This window comes from Bacteroidota bacterium (assembly GCA_016720935.1).
Lineage (GTDB): Bacteria > Bacteroidota > Bacteroidia > AKYH767-A > 2013-40CM-41-45 > JADKJP01.
Map to the genome: position 1 here is coordinate 1 of JADKJP010000003.1, position 26,887 is coordinate 26,887.

Annotated in this window: 26 protein-coding genes and 1 pseudogene; 6 read left to right on the top strand and 21 right to left on the bottom strand. The window is 41.4% G+C overall.

Going from position 1 to position 26,887, the window contains the following annotated elements; genetic code table 11:
• Positions 1 to 791: 791 nt before the first annotated feature.
• From IPP86_02495 to IPP86_02520, 6 genes are all read right to left on the bottom strand, one after another.
• A complete protein-coding gene (locus tag IPP86_02495) occupies positions 792 to 1,001 on the bottom strand; it encodes a hypothetical protein (GenBank protein MBL0137386.1) in 210 nt (69 codons plus the stop codon).
• Between the two features lie 1,299 nt (positions 1,002 to 2,300).
• Positions 2,301 to 2,603 (bottom strand): hypothetical protein, encoded by a 303-nt coding sequence (locus IPP86_02500; GenBank protein MBL0137387.1) that lies wholly within the window; start codon positions 2,601 to 2,603, stop codon positions 2,301 to 2,303.
• 1,078 nt (positions 2,604 to 3,681) lie between these two features.
• Positions 3,682 to 3,921 carry a hypothetical protein gene (locus IPP86_02505; GenBank protein MBL0137388.1) on the bottom strand — a complete coding sequence of 80 codons (240 nt, stop codon included), beginning with the start codon at positions 3,919 to 3,921 and terminating at the stop codon, positions 3,682 to 3,684.
• A 6-nt stretch (positions 3,922 to 3,927) separates the two neighbouring features.
• Positions 3,928 to 4,797, bottom strand: a complete 870-nt coding sequence (locus tag IPP86_02510) for a hypothetical protein (protein MBL0137389.1) — start codon at positions 4,795 to 4,797, stop codon at positions 3,928 to 3,930.
• A 146-nt stretch (positions 4,798 to 4,943) separates the two neighbouring features.
• A complete protein-coding gene (locus tag IPP86_02515; GenBank protein ID MBL0137390.1) occupies positions 4,944 to 5,612 on the bottom strand; it encodes a SprB repeat-containing protein in 669 nt (222 codons plus the stop codon).
• A gap of 11 nt (positions 5,613 to 5,623) precedes the next feature.
• Positions 5,624 to 5,881: a hypothetical protein gene (locus IPP86_02520; GenBank protein MBL0137391.1), complete on the bottom strand. Its 258-nt coding sequence runs from the start codon at positions 5,879 to 5,881 to the stop codon at positions 5,624 to 5,626.
• 251 nt (positions 5,882 to 6,132) lie between these two features.
• On the opposite strand from IPP86_02520, the gene IPP86_02525 reads away from it, so the two are divergent.
• Positions 6,133 to 6,345: a hypothetical protein gene (locus IPP86_02525; GenBank protein MBL0137392.1), complete on the top strand. Its 213-nt coding sequence runs from the start codon at positions 6,133 to 6,135 to the stop codon at positions 6,343 to 6,345.
• On the opposite strand, the gene IPP86_02530 is transcribed toward IPP86_02525, so the two are convergent.
• The 3 genes from IPP86_02530 to IPP86_02540 form a co-directional block, all read right to left on the bottom strand.
• The gene (locus IPP86_02530; protein ID MBL0137393.1) at positions 6,306 to 7,154 is read right to left on the bottom strand and encodes a SprB repeat-containing protein; all 849 of its coding nucleotides are present in this window, start codon (positions 7,152 to 7,154) and stop codon (positions 6,306 to 6,308) included. The two genes, IPP86_02525 and IPP86_02530, sit on opposite strands and share 40 nt — an antisense overlap.
• A 30-nt stretch (positions 7,155 to 7,184) precedes the next feature.
• The gene (locus IPP86_02535) at positions 7,185 to 7,514 is read right to left on the bottom strand and encodes a hypothetical protein (GenBank protein ID MBL0137394.1); all 330 of its coding nucleotides are present in this window, start codon (positions 7,512 to 7,514) and stop codon (positions 7,185 to 7,187) included.
• Positions 7,515 to 7,962: 448 nt separating this feature from the next.
• Positions 7,963 to 8,688 carry a hypothetical protein gene (locus IPP86_02540; protein MBL0137395.1) on the bottom strand — a complete coding sequence of 242 codons (726 nt, stop codon included), beginning with the start codon at positions 8,686 to 8,688 and terminating at the stop codon, positions 7,963 to 7,965.
• A gap of 34 nt (positions 8,689 to 8,722) precedes the next feature.
• Here IPP86_02540 and IPP86_02545 point away from each other — a divergent pair, with 34 nt between their 5' ends.
• Entirely contained in the window at positions 8,723 to 8,878 is a 156-nt protein-coding gene (locus IPP86_02545) for a hypothetical protein (GenBank protein MBL0137396.1), read from the top strand.
• Positions 8,879 to 9,078: 200 nt separating this feature from the next.
• Here the strand turns inward: IPP86_02545 and IPP86_02550 are convergent, their stop codons facing one another.
• The 9 genes from IPP86_02550 to IPP86_02590 all read right to left on the bottom strand — a co-directional run bounded on the left by IPP86_02550 (position 9,079) and on the right by IPP86_02590 (position 17,275).
• Complete coding sequence (locus tag IPP86_02550; protein MBL0137397.1) at positions 9,079 to 9,408, bottom strand: hypothetical protein; 330 nt, start codon at positions 9,406 to 9,408, stop codon at positions 9,079 to 9,081.
• A 338-nt stretch (positions 9,409 to 9,746) separates the two neighbouring features.
• Entirely contained in the window at positions 9,747 to 10,007 is a 261-nt protein-coding gene (locus tag IPP86_02555) for a T9SS type A sorting domain-containing protein (GenBank protein ID MBL0137398.1), read from the bottom strand.
• A 140-nt stretch (positions 10,008 to 10,147) separates the two neighbouring features.
• Complete coding sequence (locus IPP86_02560; GenBank protein MBL0137399.1) at positions 10,148 to 10,525, bottom strand: PKD domain-containing protein; 378 nt, start codon at positions 10,523 to 10,525, stop codon at positions 10,148 to 10,150.
• Positions 10,432 to 10,713: a PKD domain-containing protein gene (locus IPP86_02565; protein ID MBL0137400.1), complete on the bottom strand. Its 282-nt coding sequence runs from the start codon at positions 10,711 to 10,713 to the stop codon at positions 10,432 to 10,434. The genes IPP86_02560 and IPP86_02565 overlap by 94 nt, the downstream gene beginning before the upstream one ends.
• Positions 10,629 to 11,822, bottom strand: coding sequence for a PKD domain-containing protein (locus tag IPP86_02570; protein MBL0137401.1), 1,194 nt, complete (start codon positions 11,820 to 11,822; stop codon positions 10,629 to 10,631). The genes IPP86_02565 and IPP86_02570 overlap by 85 nt, the downstream gene beginning before the upstream one ends.
• Positions 11,785 to 12,213 (bottom strand): hypothetical protein, encoded by a 429-nt coding sequence (locus IPP86_02575; GenBank protein MBL0137402.1) that lies wholly within the window; start codon positions 12,211 to 12,213, stop codon positions 11,785 to 11,787. The genes IPP86_02570 and IPP86_02575 overlap by 38 nt, the downstream gene beginning before the upstream one ends.
• Positions 12,214 to 12,259: 46 nt before the next feature.
• Complete coding sequence (locus IPP86_02580; GenBank protein MBL0137403.1) at positions 12,260 to 14,515, bottom strand: PKD domain-containing protein; 2,256 nt, start codon at positions 14,513 to 14,515, stop codon at positions 12,260 to 12,262.
• Entirely contained in the window at positions 14,493 to 15,281 is a 789-nt protein-coding gene (locus IPP86_02585) for a PKD domain-containing protein (GenBank protein ID MBL0137404.1), read from the bottom strand. The genes IPP86_02580 and IPP86_02585 overlap by 23 nt, the downstream gene beginning before the upstream one ends.
• 125 nt (positions 15,282 to 15,406) lie before the next feature.
• Positions 15,407 to 17,275 (bottom strand): PKD domain-containing protein, encoded by a 1,869-nt coding sequence (locus IPP86_02590; protein MBL0137405.1) that lies wholly within the window; start codon positions 17,273 to 17,275, stop codon positions 15,407 to 15,409.
• Between the two features lie 724 nt (positions 17,276 to 17,999).
• Between IPP86_02590 and IPP86_02595 the strand changes: the two genes are divergently transcribed.
• Positions 18,000 to 18,572 carry a phosphoribosylglycinamide formyltransferase gene (locus IPP86_02595; protein MBL0137406.1) on the top strand — a complete coding sequence of 191 codons (573 nt, stop codon included), beginning with the start codon at positions 18,000 to 18,002 and terminating at the stop codon, positions 18,570 to 18,572.
• 29 nt (positions 18,573 to 18,601) lie between these two features.
• Here the strand turns inward: IPP86_02595 and IPP86_02600 are convergent, their stop codons facing one another.
• Positions 18,602 to 19,540, bottom strand: a complete 939-nt coding sequence (locus IPP86_02600; GenBank protein ID MBL0137407.1) for a hypothetical protein — start codon at positions 19,538 to 19,540, stop codon at positions 18,602 to 18,604.
• A 1-nt stretch (position 19,541) separates the two neighbouring features.
• Positions 19,542 to 20,947 (bottom strand): annotated as a pseudogene (locus IPP86_02605) (MBOAT family protein).
• Positions 20,948 to 21,085: 138 nt separating this feature from the next.
• Here IPP86_02605 and IPP86_02610 point away from each other — a divergent pair.
• From IPP86_02610 to IPP86_02620, 3 genes are all read left to right on the top strand, one after another.
• On the top strand, positions 21,086 to 24,553 hold the full coding sequence (locus IPP86_02610) for a HAMP domain-containing histidine kinase (protein MBL0137408.1): 3,468 nt from the start codon (positions 21,086 to 21,088) through the stop codon (positions 24,551 to 24,553).
• Between the two features lie 192 nt (positions 24,554 to 24,745).
• Entirely contained in the window at positions 24,746 to 25,153 is a 408-nt protein-coding gene (locus tag IPP86_02615) for a cobalamin B12-binding domain-containing protein (protein MBL0137409.1), read from the top strand.
• Positions 25,154 to 25,179: 26 nt separating this feature from the next.
• Positions 25,180 to 25,959, top strand: coding sequence for an enoyl-CoA hydratase/isomerase family protein (locus tag IPP86_02620; GenBank protein ID MBL0137410.1), 780 nt, complete (start codon positions 25,180 to 25,182; stop codon positions 25,957 to 25,959).
• 105 nt (positions 25,960 to 26,064) lie between these two features.
• Here IPP86_02620 and IPP86_02625 read toward each other — a convergent pair whose 3' ends face one another.
• Entirely contained in the window at positions 26,065 to 26,631 is a 567-nt protein-coding gene (locus IPP86_02625; protein ID MBL0137411.1) for an NUDIX hydrolase, read from the bottom strand.
• Positions 26,632 to 26,887 lie beyond the last annotated feature (256 nt).

Genomic DNA, 26,887 nt, shown 5'->3' on the forward strand with positions numbered 1-26,887 from the left:
TACCGGATACTATTGATTAAAAAATATTCAGATTCGTAAGAAGAATTTCAGGTATTCGACCGGAGGTCATAAAAATGGCGAAAAAAAATTTATTTTATCGCCTGCCGCCTTTTCGGTTTCCCGGTTTTCCGGAATTTTTATTCCCTGGTCTTCAGGTTTCTTTTATCCAGGAGTTGTATTTCTGCCTGTGTTGTTTTTTGGACCAGGATTCCCTGTCTTGGTTTCCCTTCTGGTTTTTGACAAGAAGTTGGTTTGGTTCAGAATCTTTTTTTAGGTGATTTTTGTTTTTTAATTACATTTTCAAACTGAAGAGTCTTCAAATCATCACTAAAAATTAGGCATTCTAACAACAGGATCTCATGTAGCTACTTTGAGACAAACCTTTGAATGATGTTGACCGTTGCGCTCTTTGGTTTTATAACTATTTTCGAAAGCTACTTAACATCCTTTTAATTTATCTTACATTCAAATATGAATAAAGATGGTTCAGGATATAAAAGTTCTTCTGAAACTATTGCTTACATTAACTCTTTAAGCATCAGTACACCTGCTGCCATTCCTGAATAACAGCATCGGTCAGGGGTTTATTCACATTAACGACATATTCTTTTCGTGTTTATTGCCCGCGCGCAAAATCTTATTTACGATATCTCCATTGTTGTTGAGAAAGGTAATCCCTGTGAATCTTATCCAGACGGCCAATCAGAAATCAAATTTGCTGTGATTGACGAATTGAACAATGTTATCACGCACACCGGCTTCAGTAGTGGAGGTGATGCCGACCGGTTTATTCAAAGGCAATAAAACAAGATCCTCTCCCTGGCGCGAGTTCCAAGTTCTGTTACATTCACACGCACACGATCACCAATTTTTACAGCATCACCAATATGAGCACGTCTTCCGTTGATATACACATTCCCATATAGCTGATTATATTTCGCGCCTGGAGCACAAACCACTCGCACAATCCATTTATTAAGACGTATCGTATCGTTTTGCATTCAGAAATAGTTCAGAATTTTCCAAATGTAATGAAATATAAAATACTTCAGGAATTCTAAATTTTCTCGTAAATAAAAACCTCTGTGAAGTACTCGGTGAAACTCTGTGGATTTAAAAGAAATTCATTAAATAAGTATGAGGCTTATTTATTTCTGGAGGAGGTTTTTAAAAGCCAGATTATTTTAGACACAAAGGGTGCACCGAGGTACACGAAATATCTGAAGAGTACAAGAATCATTTCCCTCCCATTCACAAAAACCTTTTTCACCATCGCCCCCCTTTGCATCCGCCAAAGTCCCAGCACATAAATCCCCGGTGCAGGAGAAAAGGATGAGTACGATAAGTATTCATACCTGCTATGCAATCAAAATTTTCTTTTAATACTAGCGACCCGTGAGATCAAAGAAAGCTTAAGTTCCGGTATAACTCCGCATTAAATTCCAATTGAATTGCACCTCCGGAATTTTCATAGAAAGCAGTAAAATCAAAACACCCGCTTCCAGTTCAGGAACATTCACGCCGGGTGGGGAGAGTTTACAACCCAGACGTCTTTTCCACCATGGTTTCCTACTACATCATAATCTGAAGACTCTGTCGATCCAACCGCAATATAGCTGCCATCCTTTGTTTCGATGGCATCGTAGGCATAACATCGTTTCCTGACCCTCCTATACAAACATTCCATTCATACATTCCCGCACTATTTGATTTTAAAATAAAGAAGTCACCCAAAAATGTATTATAGCAAGTAAATTGACTTACAAAAAGTTTGAACTTCCGCACAAAAGCGTTCCACTGTCAATGGTCGGAGAAATTGAAAATATTCTTCATAGGCAGGGCCGCCAAAACAATGTGACAAAACTAGATTTGTTGAGTCAATTGTGAAAAATATTGAGCATCGTAGGCGCCATAAGAGTGGAGTATGTCAAAGTCATTAGATCATAACGCCGTGGCACCTATATTCAACCGGGAATTTAAATCAAAATAAATTTTTGCAGGAACGTCGCCATTGGAGCCCCGAAACACTTTTTGCCAAACAATGTTTTGATTTGCATCAAGTTTAGTAATTAATACATCCTCTCCACCATGATTGCTGTTCAATAAACTATCATTTGACTGCGAATCGGTCGCAAGCTCTAAAACTCATTAGTGTCACCTTCAACAACTGAAACTCCAAAATAGCATCATATCCCCCAAAGTTTTTCCCATAATAAATTCCCAACGCTTTATCAGTTTTAGCCCAGGCATCCCGGAGGTCGATGCGAAAATGAAATATCTCCATCGCCTGAAGAGAATTCTCAGTTGCCAATGAGAATATATCCACCATCCTTGGTTTCTTTAATTTCAGTACCAACCACATCATTCCCGCCACCAAGGCATTTTTGCCATAATAAATTGCCGGAACTGTCTGTTTTGACAACCCAAATATCCGAATTCGAACCATGCAACCCTATGACATCTCCATCTTGAGAACTTGCTTCACCAACCATAATTATTCCTCCATCTGCTGTGATTTGCATATTATTTGCAGCGTCATGTCCAAAACTTCCTCCATGATTTTCCCAAATGCCGAGATTACCATTGTAGTCGATTTTAAACAACACAAATTGCCAAAACCATTATTATGGTGATACATCTCATTATGTGATTGTGTATGCCCGGCAATATAATATCCTCCTGTTAGTGATTCTCGTATCGCAAAACCTATATCATCATTGCTCCCACCAAAGCATTTCTTCCATTGGATAGCAGGAGCCTGAGGAATATATGATATTACAAAATAAATAAAACCAGAGAAGAAAGCAGTAGTGTTTTCATTTGTCTATTCCAGTTTAATAAATTTTGATATTAGCTTGTTTTTTCAATTCCGAATAAAATAAATTCCGGGGCAAGGCTCTCAATGTTGAAGTCCTGTTGTGAATTTAAATATAATTCCCGTTTTTACACAAGCACCGTACACATTCAAAATCTGTATTATTTCTCCTCTTTCAGCGCCCCCAACATGAATGATGTGAGTAGCAGGATTTGGTGAAATTTCCATCCTCTTGCTTTTGTATAGGTTTTATTACGTTTCTCTGGGAAGGATTCGGATTCGGACAGGTTTCTTCGTCTTCAAGGATGTTGCAGTTGATGCAATTAACATCACAATCCTGGCAATCAATATCTATTTAGACAGGATTTACACGACAATCAAAGTATTTCGGCACGCAGACTTTTGGAATAAAAATATGATTTTTATCCGGAGGGAGGCGCAGGGTATAGTTCACAAGTTAGTTGATGATAATCAATCCTGTAATTTGTGTAGCTTGGGCAGTATGTAGGGCTATTCACATATCCGTTAAGGATGTAAAATTTTATGTTGGCGGTTATTTTGTGTATTAATAAATTCTCCGGGTGAAGTATAACAAGAAGCTGCACCACATAATTGAGTATTCATGCCATCATTATTGGAATTAAGAAACAAGCTCTCAATTCCAACTTATCATAAGAAGTACATAGTATCCGGCCACGGACCAGGTCCTCTATCATGATGCCCACTAAAGAGACCCGGCGCATTGAATAATTGCTGTTGAAAGTGCAACCTTCGAAAAGTGTTCGAGCTCCATAAGAAATATGAATAAGCCCCTGGTCCCTGGCATCTAACAGCCTTGTGTGTTCCCACATACAGGTGTTGAGCATTCATTTTACTGTTTGATGATTCATGCTTTTCATGGTATAATTTCCATTAAAGGTGCAGTTTTTAAATTCTGTCTGTTCATCCCCATTTATATCAATAATCAAAGGCGAAAAATAAGTTTTCATTACTTGTCCGTTAAAATGGCAATCTCGAAAAAGTAAATGCTTTTCCATTCGGATTGCGGCATAACCATTTTCGGAACCGACAAGATATACAATAGTTGAAATTGAACCTTTTTTCAAATAAATCTAATCTTGAAGGAGGATTTGGTTGAGTTGTCTGATAAGGGTAAACAACAAGAACTTCATAGGATTGATCGCTTTCATTTTCGATCCCGGCGTTTTTATTGTAATGAAATCTACATCCATTAAATTCAATAGCAGGATCTGTGCCGGAGTTAGTACTTCTCGATTTTGCGAATTTCCGTTTTCCCATTCAACATCCACTCCTACACCGGGCATGGATGCAAGACGACCAACGGCATTGTGATTAAATTCTGAATTGTTTACAATTATCCCATGGCCACCATCCAGTGAAAAACCATTTCGACCATTCCAGTTAAATTTGCTTCTGCCAATACGAATGTCGAGAAAATCTCCAATCGGGGGTGGACTAGGGTTGCATACATAATCCGTGATCATTAATCCCTCCCTTCCGAAGTGATGCGCATTTGCATTATATATAATTACACCTATTGAATGATCAATGAAGATTCCGTCATGCGGTAATTGAATCCCATCAGTATAATGCCCACCATAAATGATGTTGTCGGAGTTTCCATCAAGTTCAAGATTTTCAATTTTCATGTTGTTGCAATTCACCATCGCAATACATTCTCCAATATAAGCTGCAACACGATGCCAAGGTGTGCCACCTACTACGCAGTTGACCAGTTTGCCATGCCAACACGCTCCTGTTTCATCCCACAAAGGTAAATGTGTTCTCAGTCCACAATTGTTATATGAACTCAACCTGCGATCTCCTGTTATCGGATCAAATGCTCCAAATTTTAGACAATCAACATATTTAATTTTTGTCAAGGGGCGGCCCTCCAGCAAAATCCGGATTTTTCCCTTTAATGGTAAAGTCTTGCCAACCATCCATACACATGATATCATGACCTTTTAAATACCATTGGCAGGGTACATCCGGAGTGTATTGATATCCGACGTAAAATGTTCCTGCAGGAATTGTAAGAACGCCATTACCTGGTCTTGGGGCACCATTATTATAATGATCTGGCTTCAAATTATTTCTGAAAAATTCATGGCTTCTTCAAAGCACATCGGTCGGATTCAGGATCACCATTGGCACCAAAATCCGCATGTAAATCTTTAATGACCGGAGATACCTGGCTGATGTTCCCACCACTACATGTTTGAATTGTTGAAAAATCGATATATGGATCACAGTGAAAATTCGGGCATCCGGTAGTAGCAATTTCAAAAAACGATGAATCAATGCAACCATTTGCATCGGTCACAATAAGAGTATCAATTCCGGCATACAGGTTCAAAGCAGTGGGTGTTGAATCACCGGAAGGTATCCATAGGTATGAATATGGAAGAGTACCCCCAAGAATAATACTTCCTGCATTTCCATCGGCGGTGCTATCGGTAGAGGCATTCGTTGAATAAATATTTATTTGTAATGGAGCAGGTTGATACAGTGAAATCTTGGTAATCCCGTAGCAATTGTTAGAATCCTTGACTATTACCATATAAGTTCCCGACCAAAGATTATTCGCTGTGTCAGTTGTGGAGACAGATGGAAACCAATTGTAGGAATATGGCAACGTTCCTCCTGTAGCAGTGACAAGAATGGAGCCACTGGTATCATCGTAGCATTGAATTTCTGAAAGGATTGTTGAACTAACTGTTGGTCCATTTGAATTTGAAACGATGGCGGTAGTACTTACTATGCACTTGTTCAAGTCTTCTACAATCAATGTATCAATTCCCTGAGGACAGATTTCTTTTCTGCCTCATTTGATCCTGATACAATCCAGTGAAAAAGCATAAGGGCTATTCCTCCGCTTACCGTCGGAGTGACTTCTCCGTTAGATTGGCCACAACCGGAAGGGGTAATAGCTAAAGAAACGGTTAATGCAGTGGGTTGTGTGATTGTAAGTATATCTACACTCAGGCAACCATCATCGTCAGTAATTTTAACGAATTGTGTACCGGCAGGCAGCCGTACCACGACAGAATCTGTATCGCCCGGATTCAGCCATTCAAAATGAAAGGAGATTTCCGGAACTCAATGAAATTTGTGCGCTGCCATCACGATAGCCATGGCAGGAAACATGTGAAACCACGCTGATTGTACTAACAGGTCCATTCGTATCAGCAACAATGGCCTCATAAGTTTTAAAACATCCATTGGTATCGCCAACAATAACAAATAGTTTCCTGCCTTTAAATTGGTTTCAGTTGAATCTTCATTTCCTGAAAGTGACCAAAGGTAATTGTAAGGGAGGCGTTCCACCGGAGGATGTTACAATTGCAATTCCTGTACTGTCTTTGCAAACGGAAGAAGTGGTTGAAAAAGTAACAAGTAATGGAGTCGGGTTGATAAATATGGACGGTGTCAGTCAGCGAGCATCCATGCGCATCTGTTGTATTGACTATAAACGTGTCGGGAGCCAGGTTGGAAATTTCATATAAAAACCCAGACTATCAGACCAGGAATAATAATATGGTGGTGTGCCGCCTTGTGCGATTACCTTTGCATAACCATTCTTATAGTTATAACAAGATACATTTTTTGTGGAAGGATAGGTTTCAAATGTCACACAAACATTATTTGATAATGCGAATGCACCGAATTGAGTTAGTGTATTTAAAGAAGTTACATTACCGATGATACTATCTCCTGAAGAATGAGAATTGCCAAGATCCTTCCACCGCGTGCCATTCCAACCGGCTACACGCATTTCAGTAGGTTTGGTTAGAATACAATCATCATAATTCCAACTTAGATTAACTTTTACAGCTGAAGAACCATTTGTACGGTACAATTTCCAATAATCACAAGCACTTATGTTCTCAATAGTAGAATCCATTTCATTTCCGTAATTCTGTTGAGCAGGAATGAGAACCGACAGGAAAGCATCCGTTGTACTTGAAGGTGCGGAAATTCCCAATGGATGATAGGGATGGGTTAATTCTGGTGATCCGAGTGGGAATAAAAATGAGTCGTTACCGATCTTGGAGACAAAGCCCATAATGTAACTGGAATCACTTCCGCCGATTACTTTTATATTGTCGCTTAGTGTAAGTAAATTGATCGAATCGGAATGCAGATAGTATTTGAATAAATTTAAGGAATCGGTAACTGTGATTGGAGTTGTCAATTCAACATAGTTTCCTTTTTGTCTACTTCGAGCTTTTGAACTGAATTGTTCCGGAACCATTCCTGTGAATTGTTTGTATGGATCCGGCTTTAAATTTTGAAAATCCTCCGTTTGCTCCAAATTGCATACCGGTTGCTTTCTACAACAACATCACCGGAGAAGAATGTCGATTCTGAGTATGCAGGATAAATATTCACTCCGGTGCCTTTTTTTATAGAAGGTCACATTGCCGTCAAATTTGTCTCCTGTTGAATTAGCTAAAATAAAATTATGTGCAGTTGAACTGGAATCTTTGATGATGGTATTCCAGCCAAATGTATTTCCGCCACTGGAGACATCACCTGTGGTTCCATATCTTGTAATTGTAACAGAGGAGTCAAAACTTGCTCCATTTAATTGGATGTTCGGCCATAAAAAAGAAAATGGCCGCTCAAAATAGACACCAGAATTTAGTATCAGTTTGCTCGAAGCATTGTTCATTAGTATTGAAACACTATCAGAACTTGAATATTGAAAATTCTTTAATGTTAGAATCCCGGTAAATGTTGATAATATGGAAAATGAACCTGTGCCTACAACTGTACTTATTCCTCCGGAATTCGAAGTTCATTCCTGCCAAAGCGTTATCCAATATTAACTTCCCCTGAAAAATAACATCTCCGGAGTTACCGATATAAAAGCGATCAGAACCTGTTGAGGAATTCAGATTTTTCATCGTGACACTGTCCTGAAAAAGAGACTTGTTTATACTCATGGTACCGATTCCGTTTTAATTACAACCGGTGAGGCGAATGTGTCGGGTGCGCTTGTTCCTGTGGTGAAGGTGCAAGCGGAAGAAGGATTGTGATAAATAGTGGTTGCCTTCGCAAAGTAGCATCCTCAAGAGATGTCGAATTGGAAGAGCCTGTAGTTGTGATTGAAGCGATTCCTAGAAATCGTGTCCCGTCAAGATAAAGCAATGGAGCACTTGCGCTGAATGTTGCTTGAAACTGGAGCCTGATTCAAAAGCCAAACGGGCTGTTCCTGTTAGAGTCAATGAAATACTAAGTGTTGAATCTGATTGCACAAAATTTCGAAAATACAGATACCCGGCACTAAAGCCTCCGGTTCCTATGTAAAGATTCTTGCCATTAGCAAGACTCGCGCTCCCGGTTGAATAACCAAAATATACTTCACCGTTCGGAGTATCAAAAGTTATATTGCCATTGAAAGCAGCTGTTCCGTAATAGTTGGACCAGATATTTTTCCCTTGAAAACACACATCACCATTAAAATTGTTTCCTGAGCCGCGGTGTGCAAGATAAATTTTGGATGTGCTGCGATTAGCCCGCCAGAGTCGGGAATTGAATGTGTCGGGAAAGGAATCTGATAATACAAGTATTCCATTGGCGCTATCAACGATTGAAACCGCGCTATTAAAGGTGTTTCCACCTTTTCCGTTATCAGTAGCTGTTCCCTTTTTTACCACACTCAGCGAATCGTTAAATGTGGAACCATTTAAGAGGATACTGTTTCCTGTTGCATAAACTTTTGCTCCGAACTGAGTGCCCTTAAAAGTAATGGTGGCAGTTCCATACATTGAAAGTATACCATTATTGACTTGTCCGGATGTAAAAGTTGCATTTCCGCTAACAGTAAGTGAATAAGATTGCAAGTCCAGTATTCCGGAATTGATTGAAATTAGCTTTATGCTAGTGTTGGAAGCAAGGTGTACATTGTTTGAGCCGGTGACAATGGTGACACTGTCATTGCTTGAAGGTACTCCATTCGGGATCCAGTTTGTACTCGTTGACCAATCAGTGGATGCTGTACCATTCCAGGTAAAATTACCGGCAAAGGCTTGAACATAAATTGCAAAAACAAAGATTACTAAAAATAAAAGTCGTCTCGAAGTAGAAATGATATTTTCATGGTGAGGAAAGTTTTAGCGATTAAAAAGCACTGAATCTGTAAAGGAACCATCTTGCCGTTTTATTCAATTTCCGCAAAATAATCGGTCAGTCCAGGATAATGTCCAAGTCCTATACTGACATTAAAATCATTCCTAAAAAAGGATGTTCCATCTCCAAATGATCCTGGAACATCGAATAGGAAGTTTTGGATAAATAGTCACTGCCACCCATAACTGAACCGAGTTTAACTTCAATCTGATCGATTCCTGTGGTATCAAAAGATCAATTGACATGTTTGCTGAAAAAACCGTTGTATCCGTTAATGCCGGCAAACCACCCAGGCTAGTGTCAGAGCTAATGGCAGTAACCTGTACGGACATAGCCAAAACAGGATATTGATTTGATTGAGCAGAAATAATTTTATTACTAAAACAAAATAAGGCGAACAAAAAAATCACCTTGAAGCAAAGGGAAGTTTTCATGAGATTTGATTTATTAATTATAAAAACACCAAAAAGACCAGGAAAATAATATGAATAAAAAGAACGAATAATTGAAATGCATATGCTATTAAAACAAACAGCAAAAAATAATTGAAAAATTAATATGAAAAAATAATCAACGAAATACCTGTATCGAAGGTAACAATGTAAAATTTAAATATGCAATTAATTTAACAGAAATATTTTAATTAATTGACGAAAATCATAAAATCACATGCCAGTGAATTCAAATTAGAATGATTCTAAATAGAAAAGTGGGAATCATGAAGACTCCGGTCTTTTTGATTTATAAAGCTATTTAATATCTTATCAACAATTTATTGCAGCATAATCAACCTGCCGATCATTTTGTTTTGATCAGCATCAAGAACTTCCACATAGTAAACTCCTTCACGAATTCCATTGAGCGGGATTTCAGCGGATGGATCCGGAATATCATCTTTTTTATAAACAAGACGACCTGTTCTTTCAAAAATTCTCATAGAGAATGGGCCCGTAACATTCTGGAAGCTTATCGTGCCTGATACTCTCACAGGATTCGGATAAATCAAAAGAATACCCGGAGTTGAAGGAGGCACATCGATATTATCACACCATGTTTTTGTACAAACACTCGTGGATGTGGAATCATATACCGTGAGACAGACAGGGTAAATTCCTCCATACCTGTAGTAATGCCTTGGACTTAATTCTGAAATAGAAGTTCCATCTCCAAATGTCAGGTGTAACGGGTACCCGGATTATTATGTGAAGAAGGGAAGAAATACACATTGTTCGGATTGCTGATGGAATAATGGATATATCGCGCATCACAATCATCACTCACAAAAGCTACCGGAATTGTATCACACCATGTAGCTGAACAAGCGCCATCCACTGTAGAATCATAGACAGTCAGGCAAACCGTATAGATTCCATTCAACTGGTAGAAATGCCATGGATTTGCTTCGGTAGAATTACCTCCATCTCCAAACGTCCATGAGAAGTGTGATCCCGGAGAATTCACCGGTGCGATGAAGTGCAGACTATCCGTGTTTCCTGATGCAACCGAAAAGAAAATTCCGCATTGCAGGTCGGAATAACCGGTACAACATATACACTATCACACCATGAAGCGTAACATGTTCCGGAACTGGTTGTGTCATATACTTCCAGACACACATAATACATTCCACTCTGGTTGTAATAATGCCATGGACTTATTTCTGTAGATGTATCTCCATCTCCAAAGTTCCAGAAATATTCTGTTCCGGATAAATTGTCCCCGGTAGGGTAGAAGCGCAAACTGTCGGGATTACCCAAAGTAAAATAGGAGAACTCGGCAATACAGGATGGAGGATTGGAACAACATGCACGCTGTCACAGAATGTGGCTGAACATGTTCCACCTGCCGTTGTATCAGTAACCGTCAGACAAACCTGGAATACACCATGGATGGTATAATAATGCCAGGTATTCATGTCAGAAGAAAAACTTCCGTCTCCAAAATCCCAGGAATAATTTGCTCCGGGTAAATTATTGCCAAGAGCAGAAAAATGAACACTGTCGATATTGGTAAGAGAATAGTATGCAAATTCCGCTTCACACGGTGGAACAGCAGGAATCGCCCTTACACTGTCGCAGAAGGTTTCAGAGCAGGTACCACCGGCTGTGGAATTACTTACTGTCAGACATACATAGTAAATTCCATTTTGCGGGTAAACATTCCAGGGCGTAATATCTGTTGAGTGATTTCCATCACCAAAATCCCATGAGTAATTTGTTCCGCTCACATTTCCTCCGGTTGGGAAAAACTGAACACTGTCAGCATTGATCGAAGTCGCATAAACAAATTCCGCTACACAACTTGGTGGAGCCGGCATTGCGCGGACACTATCACACCACGTATTTGAACATACACCAACTGAATTGGAATCGCTTATGGTCAGACAAACATAATACATCCCGTTCTGTGCATACAAGTGCCATGGATTCATAAGTGTGGAAGTTCCGCCATCACCAAATGTCCATGAATAATGCGCACTGCTGAAATTACTTCCAATCGGGAAAAACTGAATGCTGTCAGGATTGCTGATTGAATAGTAGACAAATTCCGGATCACAGGATGGAGGTATGGGTTGTGCTCTGACACTGTCACACCACGTAGCTGAACAGATTCCCCCTACAGTAGTGTCGCTTACAGTGAGACATGCATAATAAACTCCATCCACGGGATACAGGTGCCATGGGTTGATGTCAGTTGAATACGTTCCATCGCCAAAATCCCATGAATAATGTGCCGATGGCGAGTTGTTTCCTGAATGGTAAAAATGCACACTGTCAGGATTTAGCGATACATAATATCCGAACTCAGGTTCACAGGAAGGAGGAACCGGAACTGCATACACTATCACACCAGTTCGCGGAACAAAATCCTCCTGCTGTTGAATTGTAAACATTCAGGCAAACAAAATAAACACCTGTATTTGCATAGACATGCCATGGATTTATATCCGTTGAAGTATTTCCGTCCCCGAAATCCCAGGTGAATTGTGAACCAGAGAGATTATTCCCGATCGAAAAGAAATGGACGCTGTCAGCATCAGTGGTGGTGTAATAACTGAATTCCGCATCACAATCCGGAGGTACCGGAACCGCGTGAACACTATCACACCAATTCGATGTACAGGTTCCTCCGGCAGTAGAATCGTGAATGGTCAGACATACATAATAAACTCCATAACTTGAATACACATGCCATGGATTATTCACAGTAGAAGTGAAACCATCGCCAAAATCCCACAGGTAGGTAGCTGTAGCTGAATTTCCCTGGCTTACAAAATGAACACTATCAGGATTCTGTTATTGAATAATACGCGAATTGGGCATCACATTCCGGTGGTACAGGAATCACGTATACACTGTCACAATGAGTGGAAGTACAAGTGCCTCCCGCTGTTGAATCATATACAGTAAGGCAAACAAAATATACCCCATTCTGTGCATACAAATGCCACGGACTGGTATCCGTTGAAAATGTTCCATCACCAAAGTCCCAGGTATAAGTTGTTCCCGCAGGATTTGATGGCGCAATAAAATGAACACTGTCAATTGTAACTGCTGAGTAATAGCCAAATTGCGCATCGCATTCCGGCGGAACAGGAACCGCGCGCACACTATCACACCATAAAGCCGAACAAGTGCCACCGGATGTAGAATCGGTTACCGACAGGCAAACGTAATATGTTCCATGTTGCGTGTAATAATGCCATGGATTGATGCTGGTTGAATATGTACCGTCTCCAAAATTCCAGTAATAATTACTACCGGCCAGATTATTTCCGATAGAGAAAAAATGAACGCTGTCCGGATTGGAAACAGAATAGGAAATGAATTCAGCATCACATGATGGCGGAAAAGGAATAGCGGAAACGCTGTCGCACCAGATGGAAGTACAGGTTCCTGCGGAGGATGAATCATGCACCGTCAGACAAACATAATACACTCCATCCTGTGCATACAAATGCCAGGGCTGGAAAGTATTCGAAAAAGTTCCATCTCCAAAATCCCAGGTGTATTGCGCACCTGCATTGTTATTGCCGGTCGGGAAAAAGTGAACACTGTCAGGATTGCTCATTGAATAATACGCAAATTGAGCATCACAGGAAGGAGGAGTCGGAACAGCATGTACACTATCGCACCATGTGGAAGAACAAGTTCCTCCGGAAGTGGAATCATAAACCGTCAGACAAACATAGTATACTCCGTCCTGAGGGTACAAATGCCATGGGTTAACATTGGTTGAGAAAGTGCCATCTCCAAAACTCCAGGTGTAACTACTTCCGACAGGATTTGTTGCCGGCATGAAATGTACGCTGTCGGGATTTGTTCCAAGGTAATACGCAAACTGTGCATCACATTCCGGTGGAAGTGGCATTGCACGAACACTATCACACCAGGTGGAAGAACAGGTTCCTCCCGAAGTGGAATCGTATACAGTCAGACAGACATAGTACATGCCATCGTTTGCATACAAATGCCATGGATTTGATGAATTGGAAATATTCCCATCACCAAAATCCCAGTTATATAAACTTCCAATCGGATTCGCAGGTGAAATGAAATGTACACTATCGGGATTGTTGCTCAGGTAATAAGCGAACTGCGCGTCGCATGATGGTGGCAATGGCATGGCGCGAACACTGTCGCACCATGTAGAACTGCAGGTTCCTCCTGAAGTGGAATCATATACAGTCAGACAAACATAATAAACTCCGTCCTGTGCGTAAAGATGCCATGGATTTATTGCGGATGAGAAATTTCCATCACCAAAATTCCAGGTGTATGAACTTCCGACAGGATTTGTCGCAGGAATGAAATGAATACTATCGGCATTAGTTCTCGGATAATATGAAAACTGCGCATCACATTGTGGTGGAGGAGGAACAGCATGAACACTGTCACACCATGTTTGTGTGCAGGTTCCATAAGCTGTGGAATCATAAACCGTCAGACAAACTAGATAAACACCCGGATTATCATATTGATGCCAGGGATTGCTTGTGCCATCAAATGAACCGTCACCGAAGTCCCAGAAATAAGTCGAACCAACCGGATTCGATGGAGCTATGAAATGAACACTGTCCGGATTATTTAAATAGTAGGAAGAGAATTGAGCATCACACTCTGGCGCAGCGTGAATAGCACGAACGCTGTCACAGAATGTTGCAGTACATGTTCCGCCGGAAGTAGAATCGTATACTGTCAGGCATGCAAAGTAAACCCCATCCTGCGCATAAGCATGCCATGGGTTAGTACTTGTAGAATAATTTCCGTCACCAAAATTCCAGGTGAATTGCGCGCCGTAAAGATTGGTTCCAACCGTGAAAAAATGTACACTATCCGCATTGCTGGTTGAATTGTAATAGGAAAACTCCGCTTCACATGCCGGTGGCCCGGGAATCGCACGCACACTATCGCACCAGGTTGAGGAACAGGTTCCGCCGGAAGTGGAATCGTAAACAGACAAACACACATAGTAAACTCCATCCTGAGAATACAAATGCCATGGATTGATACTTTGACTAAACGCAGAAAAAATGAACACTGTCAGGATTCACTCCCGGATAATAAGAAAATGTCGCGTCACATTCAGGCGGTGGCGGTACTGCATGAACACTATCGCACCATGAGGAACTACATGAACCTCCTGCATTAGAATTTGATACAGTCAGACAAACAAAGTAAGTTCCATCCTGAGCATAGTAATGCCATGGATTACTTCCTCCGGAATTATTTCCATCACCAAAACTCCAAGTATATGTTGCGCCTGTTGGATTTGCAGGAGCGAAAAAATGTACCGAGTCAGGATTTATGGAAACATAATATGCAAAATTTGCATCACACACAGGTGGTTCAGGAATTGCGCGTACGCTGTCACACCAGGTAGAAGAACAGGATCCTGATGAATTGGAATTTTGCACTGTCAGGCAGACAAAGTACATTCCATTTTGCGCGTATTGATGCCATGGATACTGAGCGGTGGAAGTGCCACCGTCACCAAAGTTCCAGGAGTAAGTAGCTCCTGCAGTATTGACAGGAGGATAAAAATGAACACTGTCTGCATTTGCTGTAGGATAGTAAGCGAATTCAGCATCACAAACCGGTGGTTGTGGAACAGCGTGAACACTATCACACCAGGTATTGGAACAACTTCCTCCTGCAGTAGTATTTTGAACCGTCAGGCAAACGAAATAAACTCCATCCTGCGCATACAAATGCCATGGATTGGCGGCAGAGGATGTGTTGCCATCACCAAAATCCCAGTTGTATTGAGTTCCGCTCTGGTTATTTGCCGAAGATAATAAATGCACACTATCCGGATTACTTAAGGAATAATATCCGAACTCCGCATCACAAACCGGAGCTTGAGGAATTGCATGAACGCTGTCACACCATGTGGTAGTACAGAACCCTCCTGCAGTAGTAAGCTGAACGGTCAGGCAAGCATAATAAATTCCATCCTGAGGATAGAGATGCCACAGGCATAGTATGTTCCATCCTGTGCATATTCATGCCATGGATTACTACTTGACGAATGAGCTCCGTCACCAAAACTCCAGGAGAATTGAGCACCCGAAAGATTCGTACCAATAGAGAAAAAATGTACACTATCCGGATTGCTGGTTGAAGTATTATAAGAAAACTCCGCTTCGCATGTCGGAGGAGGTGGAATCGCCCGCGCACTATCACACCATGTTGAGGAACAGGTTCCGCCGGAAGTGGAATCGTAAACAGATAAGCACACATAATAGACACCATCCTGCGCATACAAGTGCCATGGATTGGTGCTTTGGCTATGCGCCCCATCTCCGAAATTCCAGGAATATTGTGTTCCTGACAGATTATTTCCCAAAGAGAAAAAATGAACGCTGTCAGGATTGCTGCTTGCAAAATATGAAAATGTCGCGTCACAATCCGGTGGAGGCTGTACAGCATGAATACTGTCGCACCATGTGGAGCTGCATGATCCTCCTGCTGTTGAATTGGCAACAGTCAGACAAACAAAATATGTTCCATCCTGAGCATAGTAATGCCATGGGTTGGTTCCGCTGGAAAAATTTCCATCACCAAAACTCCAGGTAAATGTTGCGCCCGTTTGATTCGCCGGCGCGAAAAAATGCACGGAGTCAGGATTCACAGAAACATAAGAGGCAAAATTTGCATCACACACAGGTGGTTCAGGAATTGCACGTACACTGTCACACCAGGAGGAAGAACAGGATCCGGATAAATTGGAATTTTGAACCGTCAAACAAACAAAGTACATTCCATTTTGTGTGTAATGATGCCATGGATATTGTGCTGTGGAACTTCCTCCGTCACCAAAGTTCCAGGAGTAACTTGCTCCGGCATCATTAGCAGGAGGATAAAAATGTACACTGTCCGCTGCAGTTGTAGGATAATATGCGAATTCTGCATTACACACCGGCGGTGGTGGAATAGCGTGAACACTGTCGCACCAGGTATTTGAACAGCTTCCACCAGCGGTTGTATTTTGAACAGACAGACACACAAAATAAATTCCATCCTGAGCATACAAATGCCATGGATTGGCAGCGGTGGATGTATTTCCATCTCCGAAATCCCAGCTGTATTGAGTTCCACTTTGGTTATTTGCGGATGAAATGAAATGCACACTATCGGGATTGCTAAGAGTATAATATCCGAATTGCGCATCACAAACCGGTGGTTGCGGTACAGCATGAACACTGTCGCACCATGTTGTAGAACAAGATCCGCCGGCAGTTGTAGTCTGAACAGTCAGACAAGCATAGTAAGTTCCGTTTTGCGGGTACAAATGCCAGGGATTAGATGCTGCTGATGTAACGCCATCACCAAAATCCCAATGATAAGTAGCGCCGGGAAGATTATTTCCGGTTGCAATAAAATGAATGCTGTCAGGATTACTGATGGAATAATATGAAAACTGCGCATCACAAACAGGAGGAGGAGGAATCGCATAAGCGCTGTCACACCAGGTATCGGTACAACTTCCACTGGCAATGGAATCATAAACGGTCAGACAAACATAATACACTCCATCCTGTGCATAGAGATGCCATGGACTTTGGTCCGTTGAAAAAGTTCCGTCTCCAAAACTCCAGGTATAATGCGTTCCGGCAAGGTTTCCTCCGGAAGGAACAAAATGCAAACTGTCCGGATTACTGAAAAAGTAACTTCCGAACTGTGCATCGCAAACCGGTTGTGAATAAGTGTTGAAACTGAAAAATAAAATTCCTGTGAATAAAAGCGTTTTGATCTTCATCAACAATGGAAGATCCTTCAACTGCAGCGTCACCTTCATTTCAATTCAAAATAGTCTTCTCAAAATGGTAATAGAGAAGGGATTAAAACAGTCTCAATTGTAAAGAAATTCCCTCCGCAGGTAAATAACAAAGGTCATCTAAATTAATATATTGAAAATCAGCAAATTAACTATTAACCAGTTTATTTTTGCTTAAAATCATTGTTTCATTTTGAAAACCAGGAATATGAGAAGGTAAAAAATGCCTGAAATGCCTGATAATACAGGGCTTTCGGACACACCAGTCGCTGATAAATTGAATCAGCCGTGAAGGAAAAATTTTGGATACTTTAAACCGGTATATGCATCATTTTCATTCGGACTATTCAGGCTTTTAATAGTTATTAATCTGAAGTAACATTGTGAATCCTTCTTTCTTAAGCATTAACAGGTTGAAAAATTATCAATTATAAAAGTGTCGGGAAATGGTATTCAATCTCCTGAGATAATGAATCAAGAACCAACTTTCATCTATTACATTTGCATAAGGGTCGATGATCCTGAATACAGAATGAAGTGATGAAAGCATATTCAGAAAGAAAAAATCCTTAATAATTGAAGAATAGGAAATTGATGATTTTAGATTTCTGATTGAAGATTTATTCATTCAAAATCTAAACATCATTTATCATTTATTCTCAATAAACTATCTAAAATCTGCATTCAACAATCTTCAATCCAAAATCTTCAATCCAAAATCTACAATCAGCAATCATTAATTCAAATGCCACGTCTCGCCATTTTTGCATCAGGATCCGGAACCAATGCGGAAGCAATCATCCGGCATTTTAAAAATTCAACAACTCATTCCGTCACCAGGGTGTATTGCAACAAGCCGGATGCGGGAGTCATTTCCAGAGCCGATAAGCTTGGAGTCCCTTGTCTGGTTTTTGATAAAACGGAATTTCAAAATGGCGGTAAAATTCTGAATCAATTAAAAGAAGATAAAACAGATGCCATTGCTTTGGCCGGATTTCTTTGGCTCGTTCCGGATTATTTGATTCATGCTTTTCCGGGACACATTTTCAATATTCATCCTGCCTTATTGCCTGAATTTGGCGGTAAGGGGTTTTATGGATCAAAAGTTCACCAGGCTGTACTGGAATCCGGCAAGCCCATTTCCGGTATCACCATACATGAAGTGAACGAAAAATTTGACGAAGGGAAAATTCTGTTCCAGGCAGCTTGTTATTGTTCTCCGGATGACACTCCCGATTCCTTGGCAAATAAAATCCATCAGCTCGAACACAAATATTATCCGGTTGTTCTGGAGAAAATTCTGCAAGAAAAAGATTGAAAAGATGTGCACGCTTCAGCATTCACCCTTCACTTTTTAAAGAGCATTTCGCCCTTCTTTTCCAGCCACACCTCATTAAGACTATCAAGAAAAATTTTCGCACCTGATTTGTTCAGATGATCCGGGTCGCTAAAGAGTGAGTCCGGAAATTGAAAACGATTGCCGTTTTTGTAAATCAGGTTTTCCGAAACAGTAAAATCCCTGAGCGCCAGACGGGAGGATTCTATCGATGCGCTGTCCCTGTAATGCAGGTAACTCGCGGATTTTGGAGAAGTAAATAAAAGCACATTAATTCCGGAAGCCTTAGCGGTTTCGACAATTTGCTTGAGCAAGAAAATATTTTTTGGGATCAGTTTTTTTGAAAAACGGGTGATGGAATTTTCTTTTGCCCTCTGTCTGCTTTGCTGATCCATACTTCCGGGTTGGAAAAACCCTTGCAACATGGGCTTGAGATCGCTGGGTTGATTTCTTTTGTTGACGAGATAACTGATGTCCCTGTTGGTCCGGAAGAAATTGCTGGACGCAAGCAAGCGATCAAAACGGGAATCTTCATCAAGAGTATCAGTATACCGGAATAATGCGCGGTTAATGTATTCAAGTTTGAAAAAAGTCTGGTTGTAACCGAGTAATTCCTCATCGACACCAATACACAACGTTTTTAATCGCGGCATCTGTTCTTTGTATTTTTTCAAAAGCACCGCGCTCCAGAATAAGTCCATTCCGCCATAGGCAAAGGAAGCGGAGGAAGGCTGTAAATGCAGCGTATCATATTCGGCTACCAGAGGAATCGTGTGTGAATTTCCTAGCCAGAGAATTTCCGCATCGGATTTCTTTTTCTGAAATTGTTCCATGAGTATATCCGCCTGAGTACGATATGACGCATATTTCCATTCCAGGAATCCCGTCAGCAGCACCAGGAAAACCAGCAGTGCGGCTATTTCAAGAAATAATTTTCCGGCAGTTTTCATATCAGAACTGGAAATAGATAAATGTTTGTTCTTCAAAAACTCCAAGGAGCAGTATTGCTGTCACAAGCAACACATTCACGGTATATCGATAAACCCGCTGACTGGGAAAGAGATTCATTACAATTCTTTTTTTACCTGTAAAATCCGCTGCTTCTATTCCGATAAGCAAACCCACAAGTACAAAATTGATGACAAAGCTCAAACCGGAAATTTGCGGCACACCGATCAAGCCGGATTGAAATTTGAACAGATGTGTTATAATATACATCGCATCTCCAAAACCGGAAGCGCGAAAGAAAATCCAGGCGAAGGTGACACCGGTAAATGTCAGGATGATCCGGAAGGGTTTGTGTTTTGTTTTTTCCCTGTGAAAAAGCCTTTCCAGGATCACATAAATTCCATGCAAGACCCCCCAGATCACAAATGTCCAGGAAGCTCCATGCCATAAACCGCTCAATGAAAAGGCAACCAGTATATTGAACATGAACGTAGCTATGCCCAAACGGTTACCGCCTAGCGGGATATATACATAATCTCTGAACCATCCCGAAAGTGTAATATGCCAGCGTGTCCAGAATTCACGGAAGGATGCACTGAAATAAGGGTAACTGAAATTTTCCATCAGCTTAAATCCCATCACATTGGCTGAGCCGATGGCGATGTCGCAGTATCCGCTGAAGTCACAATAGATTTGTATCGAAAACAAGAGTGTAGCCCAGATCAGGGGCCAGCCGCTGAAATGTTCAGGGTTCTGGTAAACAGCATCAACGTACACCGACAAGCGATCCGCGATCACCATTTTCTTAAATAAGCCCCATAGTATTCTTCTTAATCCCGCACTGACTCTGTCGTAGTCGAAGGAATAATTCTCACGAAACTGGTGCAATAAATTTTGTGGCCGTTCAATCGGACCTGCAACCAGCTGAGGGTAAAACATGACATACAAAGCATAAATACCCAAATGCCTTTCCGCCTTTTGTCTGCCTTTGTAAATTTCTATCGTGTAACTCATGGCCTGAAATGTGTGGAAGCTCAAGCCGACAGGCAAGAGCATTTCCAGTACAGGCATATGGAAATCGGTTCCCGTGAATGCCAATAAGAAGGACAAATTCGCGTTAAAAAATTATAGTACTTAAACAGCACGAGTACACCAACGTTAGCGATGATACTCATGACGAGCAATAGTTTCTTTCGCCTTTGATTTGTATTTCGTTCGATCAGGATTCCCGCGACATAATCCACTGCTATTGTAAAAAACAGGATGAGGATGTAAACAGGCCGGAAGTACATGTAGAAAACACAACTGGCGACCAATAACCAGCTCCAGCGCCAACGAACGTTCAGCAGGAAATAACCGATCGTTACAATCGGAAAAAAAATGGCGAAGGCGAGGGAGTTAAAAAGCATGAGAAATTAATGCAAAAAAACGAATAGTTTTGACGTGACAAGGGTATTCTTGTTTCTTTCCACAGGAATAATGATTTTCAGCTTTTAGAGCCATTGAATTGCAACCTTGCCTCTGCAAAAGCGTATTGTCCTGATTGCATGAATTCACCGGTCCGGGAAAAAAATAAACTGCCGATTATCCTCCTGATTTCGGCCCTGCTGCTCTTCTTTGCAGCGGAATTTTCCCATTTACCCTTTCAACAGAATGATGAGAAATTAATCCGGCATTCAGAATCCCTTCTCAATTCCCTTGATCAGCAAATGGGGGAGGGACTTGACAAGATTTTTTCATTCACCAATGAAAGCAGTTTGCATGATTTCTTCATGCACAGCGGTCTGGAAACCCGGGGAATCAGTTATTATTTTTTTCACAGGGATTCTTTGCTGCGCTGGTCAGATAACCAGCCGGTACTTTCAGAGAACTTATTGGATGTTGTTCATGATCATGCAATGCTTCATTTGGCAAATGGCTGGTTCTATTGTCGTACGAATACCCGTGGAGATACAACACTTCTTTCATTGTTGCTGGTAAGAAATGAATTTGCTTACGAGAATACTTATCTCCGCAATACATTCAACTCCGCTTTAGGATTGCCGGAAGATTCACGTATCAGCACTTCAGAAGGGTTGCCTTTTCATGGCCCGGATGGAAAAGTGTTGTGTAACATCATTCCGGATAGTTCGACCGGAATCAGCATCACCAGTTCCTGGCTCTACACGGTTTCAGGATTGTTCTTTTTGATGGGCGTTTATTTTCTTGGACTAAATCTGTTCAGAAAAAGGAAATGGCAGGGTTTCACGCTCCTTGCAATAGTGCTTTTGGGAAGGATCGCTATGATCGTTTTCAAATTTCCGGAAGTACTCTACAACACTGATTTGTTTAGTCCAAGGAATTATGCATCGTCGTTTCTTTTTAATTCACTTGGTGATCTTCTGATCAATGCATGTCTTGTCACAACATTTTCCTATTTGTTTTTTACACTCAGCAGGAAAAGAAATCCGGATGCAAATGGCAGACAGTACTTGCTGCCGGCATTGGCAATCTTTCTGGTATTATCAGGAATTGGAATTCATCTTTTCATACACGGACTGGTCATTAACAGCCGCATTTCTTTTGACCTGAGTAATCTGTCTGAACTTGGAATCTATACTGCCCTCGCTTTCTTTTGTATCGCTTTGTTGCTCGTTGCTTTCTATCTCTTCCTGAGCGCGGCACTCACGTTTTACAATGGATTTAAACCACGCTTCAAACATGTCCTCAGCGTATTGTTTATTTCTTCCATCTATGTTTCGATAACAATATGGCAGCTCAATATTCGGAAAGAGGAGGAAAGCAGAAAGCTTCTTGCGCAAAAAGTAGACGAACGTCAGGATCATGTCGCTGAATATCTTTTTGATGAAGCCGCGGAAAAAATCTCTGCGGATACTCAAATTGTCAGTGCTTTCAATGCTGTTCCTATTGCATCGGAGCTTATCAGAAATCGGCTGACGACTACTTACCTGACCGGCTACCTCGGAAAATTCGACAATAGCATTTCAGTTTTTGATGCCGCAGGGTTGGCAGTGGATTCATCAGATAATTCAATTCCACTTTCATATTACAAACAACGTACAGATTCATACGGTAAAGCAACTTCTTCCGGAAAATTATTTTACATGCCCAATGAATCCGGGCGATTGTCTTATCTCGCGATTGTACCGGTTCAGAATGTCGTTCATTCCGGCACCATCGTCATTCAGTTAAACGCCAAATTTTTCCAATCGGAAGAAGGTTTTCCCGAGCTTTTCATGAGCGGGAAGTACAAAGAAAATTCCGGCTTGCGGGATTATTCATTCGCACGTTACTCCAAAGGATCTCTGATCTATGAATATGGTTCTTTCGCGTATTCATTTTCAGATAAAATATTTAATCAATTTGGGGATGATTATTCCTTTGTCAATTTCGAAGGATACAGTCACCTCGTGTTCAGGGTGGGACCGGGCGCTTTTATTGTCGTCAGTAAACCTGCGGAGACTGCAGTGTATGTACTCACTTTGTTCAGCTGGGTATTCGCATTCTTTTCGATTGTGTGTTCTTTGCTCTACCTGCTCTATCAGGTATTGTCGGGCCGAAAACGTATTGAGGTCAGTCTGACTTTACGGATTCAACTGGCGGTAGTCCTGATGGTCGTATTGTCTTTTGTTTTAATTGGTACCGGTACAGTTTTTTATATTTTCAAAAAATACAATGCGGATCAGAATAAAAGCATCAGCGAACAGGTGAACGGACTATGGTTCCTCACCGGTGACATTCTCGGTTCTCAAACAAAGCTCTCCACAGTTTCTCCGGAGTCTTTGTATCCTCAGCTGAATACACTGGTGAATAATCTCAATCTTGATTTTAATCTCTACGATGAAAAGGGTTCCTTGTATTATTCTTCCCAGCCCAAAATATTTGAACAAAATATTATTTCAAGAAGAATGAATCCGGAAGCATTTTTTGAAATGCAGCAGGAAGGAAAAACCCAGTACATCCATCCCGAAAACGCGGGGAAATTGAAATACGTTTCCGCTTACGCTCCTTTTACAGATGTACACGGAAATATCATCGCCTATCTCAATCTTCCTTATTTTGAAAAGCAAAATGACCTGAATAAAGAGATCTCCGGATTTTTATCCGCGTTGATCAATATTTACGTTTTGCTTTTTGCACTTGCCTTGCTCGTAACACTCTTCATTTCTTCCAGAATTACACAACCTTTGTTGCTGATCCAGGAAAAGCTGGCCGGAATACGTTTGGGTAAACGGAACGAACCCATCGAGTATTCACGGAAAGATGAAATCGGACAGCTCGTCAGGGAATACAACCGGATGATTGATGAACTCAGTGCCAGTGCTGATAAACTCGCGCAAAGTGAACGTGAAAGTGCATGGCGTGAAATGGCGAAGCAGGTCGCTCACGAGATTAAGAATCCGCTCACTCCGATGAAGCTTTCCGTTCAGCATGTACAGATGGCCTGGAAAGAAAACCGTCCGGGTAAGGAAGAGATGATTGACCGGATGGCAAATACTTTGATTCAGCAGATTGACACTTTGTCGAACATTGCTACCGAATTCTCCAACTTCGCTCAGATGCCGCAGGCACACAAAGAGGAAGTCAACCTGACCGATATACTTCAATCAACGATCGATCTTTTCAAGGAGACGCCTGGTATTGGTATCCGTTTTATCCCTGCAAATGGTGATAGCATTGTGATCGCCGACAAGGATCAACTGCTTCGTGTATTTTCAAACCTCCTCAAAAACGCGGTTCAGAGTATTGCGGAAGGAAGTTCAGGGATGATTGATGTAGAAGTAAAGAATGAAAACGGCAATGTGATCATTTCTGTTAAGGACAATGGAATCGGTATTGCGGAATCAGAAAAGGAGAAAATTTTCCGTCCGAATTTCACAACAAAATCAAGTGGAATGGGACTTGGACTGGCCATGGTACACAACATCGTCGAAAATTCCGGCGGAAAGATTTGGTTTACAAGCACTCAGGGAAAAGGAAGCACTTTTTATGTAAAACTCCCACAGGCTTCGTAAACCGAGTATGCTTTCTATGCCGCGCATATTTTAATGTTCTTAATTGATTTGGCGGCATAACCAATTCTAATGCAGGTTAGATTTATTTTGAATTCGGAAACCTGCATAAGATTGGTTTATATTTGTACTCTGAATCAGCAATTTCATTTTTTGAAATCTTCAAAACAAAACCTGGTAATTTAATATAAACGCATGTCCCGTCCCATCAGAGTTTTAATCGCCAAAGTTGGTCTCGACGGCCACGACCGCGGAGCAAAGGTGATTGCTTCTTTTCTTCGTGATGCCGGGATGGAAGTGATCTACACCGGCCTTCGTCAAACTCCCGAGATGGTTGTCAATGCCGCGCTGCAGGAAGATGTTGATGTGATTGGAGTAAGCATACTTTCCGGAGCTCACATGACCGTATTTCCCAAAATCATGAACCTTCTACGCGAAAAGGAAATGATGAATGTGCTGGTTACAGGTGGGGGAATTATTCCGGCAGCGGATATGAAGAAGCTGATGGATCTTGGGGTCGGACAACTCTTTCCTCCCGGAACAGAAACAAAGGACATTGTTTCCTACATTAAAGAAGAAGTAGAGAAAAGAAGAAAAAATTAATCTGTCTATTATTACTGTTGCATATGATGACCTATAACAACATCCTGATCAATATACACGAGCATGTATTGACAATCACAGTCAATCGTCCCGACAAACTGAACGCACTGAATGCGCAAACCATCCAGGAGATTGGCGACGCGGTGAAACGAGCGGAAGACAACCGGGAGATTTCCGGAATTATCATTACGGGATCGGGAAGCAAAGCTTTTATAGCAGGTGCTGATATCTCTGAGTTTTCAAAATATTCAGTGGAAGAAGGCAAGGCCCTCAGTGCAGCCGGACAAAAAGTATTTAAATCAATTGAGCTCTGCAGAAAACCTGTCATCGCCGCGATCAATGGATTTGCATTGGGCGGAGGCTGTGAGCTTGCGATGAGTTGTCATCTTCGTGTCGCTTCCGATAACGCGAAATTTGGTCAGCCTGAAGTTAAGCTGGGCCTGATCCCGGGTTACGCCGCGACACAACGTCTCGTTCAACTGATCGGCAAAGGCAAAGCAATGGAATTACTCATGACTGCCGACATGATCGGAGCAGAGGAAGCCCGTCAGCTCGGACTGGTGAACTACGTCACAACTCCGGATCAACTGATGCCGAAAGTGAATGAGTTGCTTGCTAAAATCAACTCGAACGGACCCAATGCCATCAGTTCTATCATCCGCTGTGTGGATGCTTACTTCACCGATGGTGTGGATGGTTTTCAATTTGAAGTCGATGAATTCGGTAAATGTTTCAAGACCGATGATTTCAACGAAGGCGTATCAGCATTTTTAGAAAAGCGGAAGGCGAATTTTTTAAGAGCGTAATGGGTTTTTTAGTTCCGGGTTCCGGGTTGGTTATTGAGTTTTAATTTGCTTAGGTTTAGTCTATATTACTTGAGTGGACAGAAGTAAACTATTAAGATTGAACACTTATTGCAAATCGTCCCCCGTCCCTAGTCCCCTGTCCCTTCTTCCCAAAAGCCACATCACCCCAATCAAAGTCTTCGCATCCTGAAACTGTTGCAGGTTTTTAAGCTGATCAAATTTGAGTCTGACGATGCGGATATTTTCATCATCAATACCTCCTCCGTCACTTATTTTTTCTCCTGTTTCCGCGTAATAGAGAAACATTTTTTCGGAGCATCCACCGGGAGAAACATAGAATTCAAAAAGTAATTTCAGGGATGCGGGATTTATTTTGTATCCAAGTTCTTCTTCAATTTCACGTTGAATGGTTTGTTCAGGCTTTTCGCCGGCATGGTCCATGGCGCCGGCTGCAAGTTCAAGCAAATCTGTTTTCGCTCCCATGCGCCATTGTTCAGTGAATAAATATTCATCCGTTGAAGGATCGTAGACCAGGGCGGTTACAGAATTGCCGCGTTCCATACATTCGAACTCCTTTACAGAATGATCGCTGCTATCTTCTACATGATACCGGTTCACTTTTATCCATCGCCCCGGAAACGCTGTTTCTTCTGAAAGAATTATTTTTGACATAAAAAGAAATTTGGCTGACTAAAGATCGTTACAAAATCTGTAATAAGTGAAGGGTGAATGGATGAAGTGATAAGTCAAAAGGCAAAATTCAAAAGTCAAAAGATTAGCGCAATCCAAATGCAAAAAAGTGCATCAAAATAGCCCACCCATACCAACCACTAAGCACTAACCACTAAGCACTAAGCACTAAGCACTAACCACTGTCCCTCGTCCCCCGTCCCTTCGTCCCTCTTCCAGAAATTACTAAATTCGCCCA

Excerpts from the sequence above, each read along its gene's own strand:
- IPP86_02495 (MBL0137386.1), bottom strand. The coding sequence starts at position 1,001 with ATGCAAAACGATACGATACGTCTTAATAAATGGATTGTGCGAGTGGTT.
- IPP86_02510 (MBL0137389.1), bottom strand. The coding sequence starts at position 4,797 with ATGATATCATGTGTATGGATGGTTGGCAAGACTTTACCATTAAAGGGA.
- IPP86_02535 (MBL0137394.1), bottom strand. The coding sequence starts at position 7,514 with ATGAACAATGCTTCGAGCAAACTGATACTAAATTCTGGTGTCTATTTT.
- IPP86_02545 (MBL0137396.1), top strand. The coding sequence starts at position 8,723 with ATGCTAGTGTTGGAAGCAAGGTGTACATTGTTTGAGCCGGTGACAATG.
- IPP86_02550 (MBL0137397.1), bottom strand. The coding sequence starts at position 9,408 with ATGAAAACTTCCCTTTGCTTCAAGGTGATTTTTTTGTTCGCCTTATTT.
- IPP86_02590 (MBL0137405.1), bottom strand. The coding sequence starts at position 17,275 with ATGAAGGTGACGCTGCAGTTGAAGGATCTTCCATTGTTGATGAAGATC.
- IPP86_02595 (MBL0137406.1), top strand. The coding sequence starts at position 18,000 with ATGCCACGTCTCGCCATTTTTGCATCAGGATCCGGAACCAATGCGGAA.
- IPP86_02600 (MBL0137407.1), bottom strand. The coding sequence starts at position 19,540 with ATGAAAACTGCCGGAAAATTATTTCTTGAAATAGCCGCACTGCTGGTT.
- IPP86_02610 (MBL0137408.1), top strand. The coding sequence starts at position 21,086 with ATGAATTCACCGGTCCGGGAAAAAAATAAACTGCCGATTATCCTCCTG.
- IPP86_02615 (MBL0137409.1), top strand. The coding sequence starts at position 24,746 with ATGTCCCGTCCCATCAGAGTTTTAATCGCCAAAGTTGGTCTCGACGGC.
- IPP86_02620 (MBL0137410.1), top strand. The coding sequence starts at position 25,180 with ATGACCTATAACAACATCCTGATCAATATACACGAGCATGTATTGACA.
- IPP86_02625 (MBL0137411.1), bottom strand. The coding sequence starts at position 26,631 with ATGTCAAAAATAATTCTTTCAGAAGAAACAGCGTTTCCGGGGCGATGG.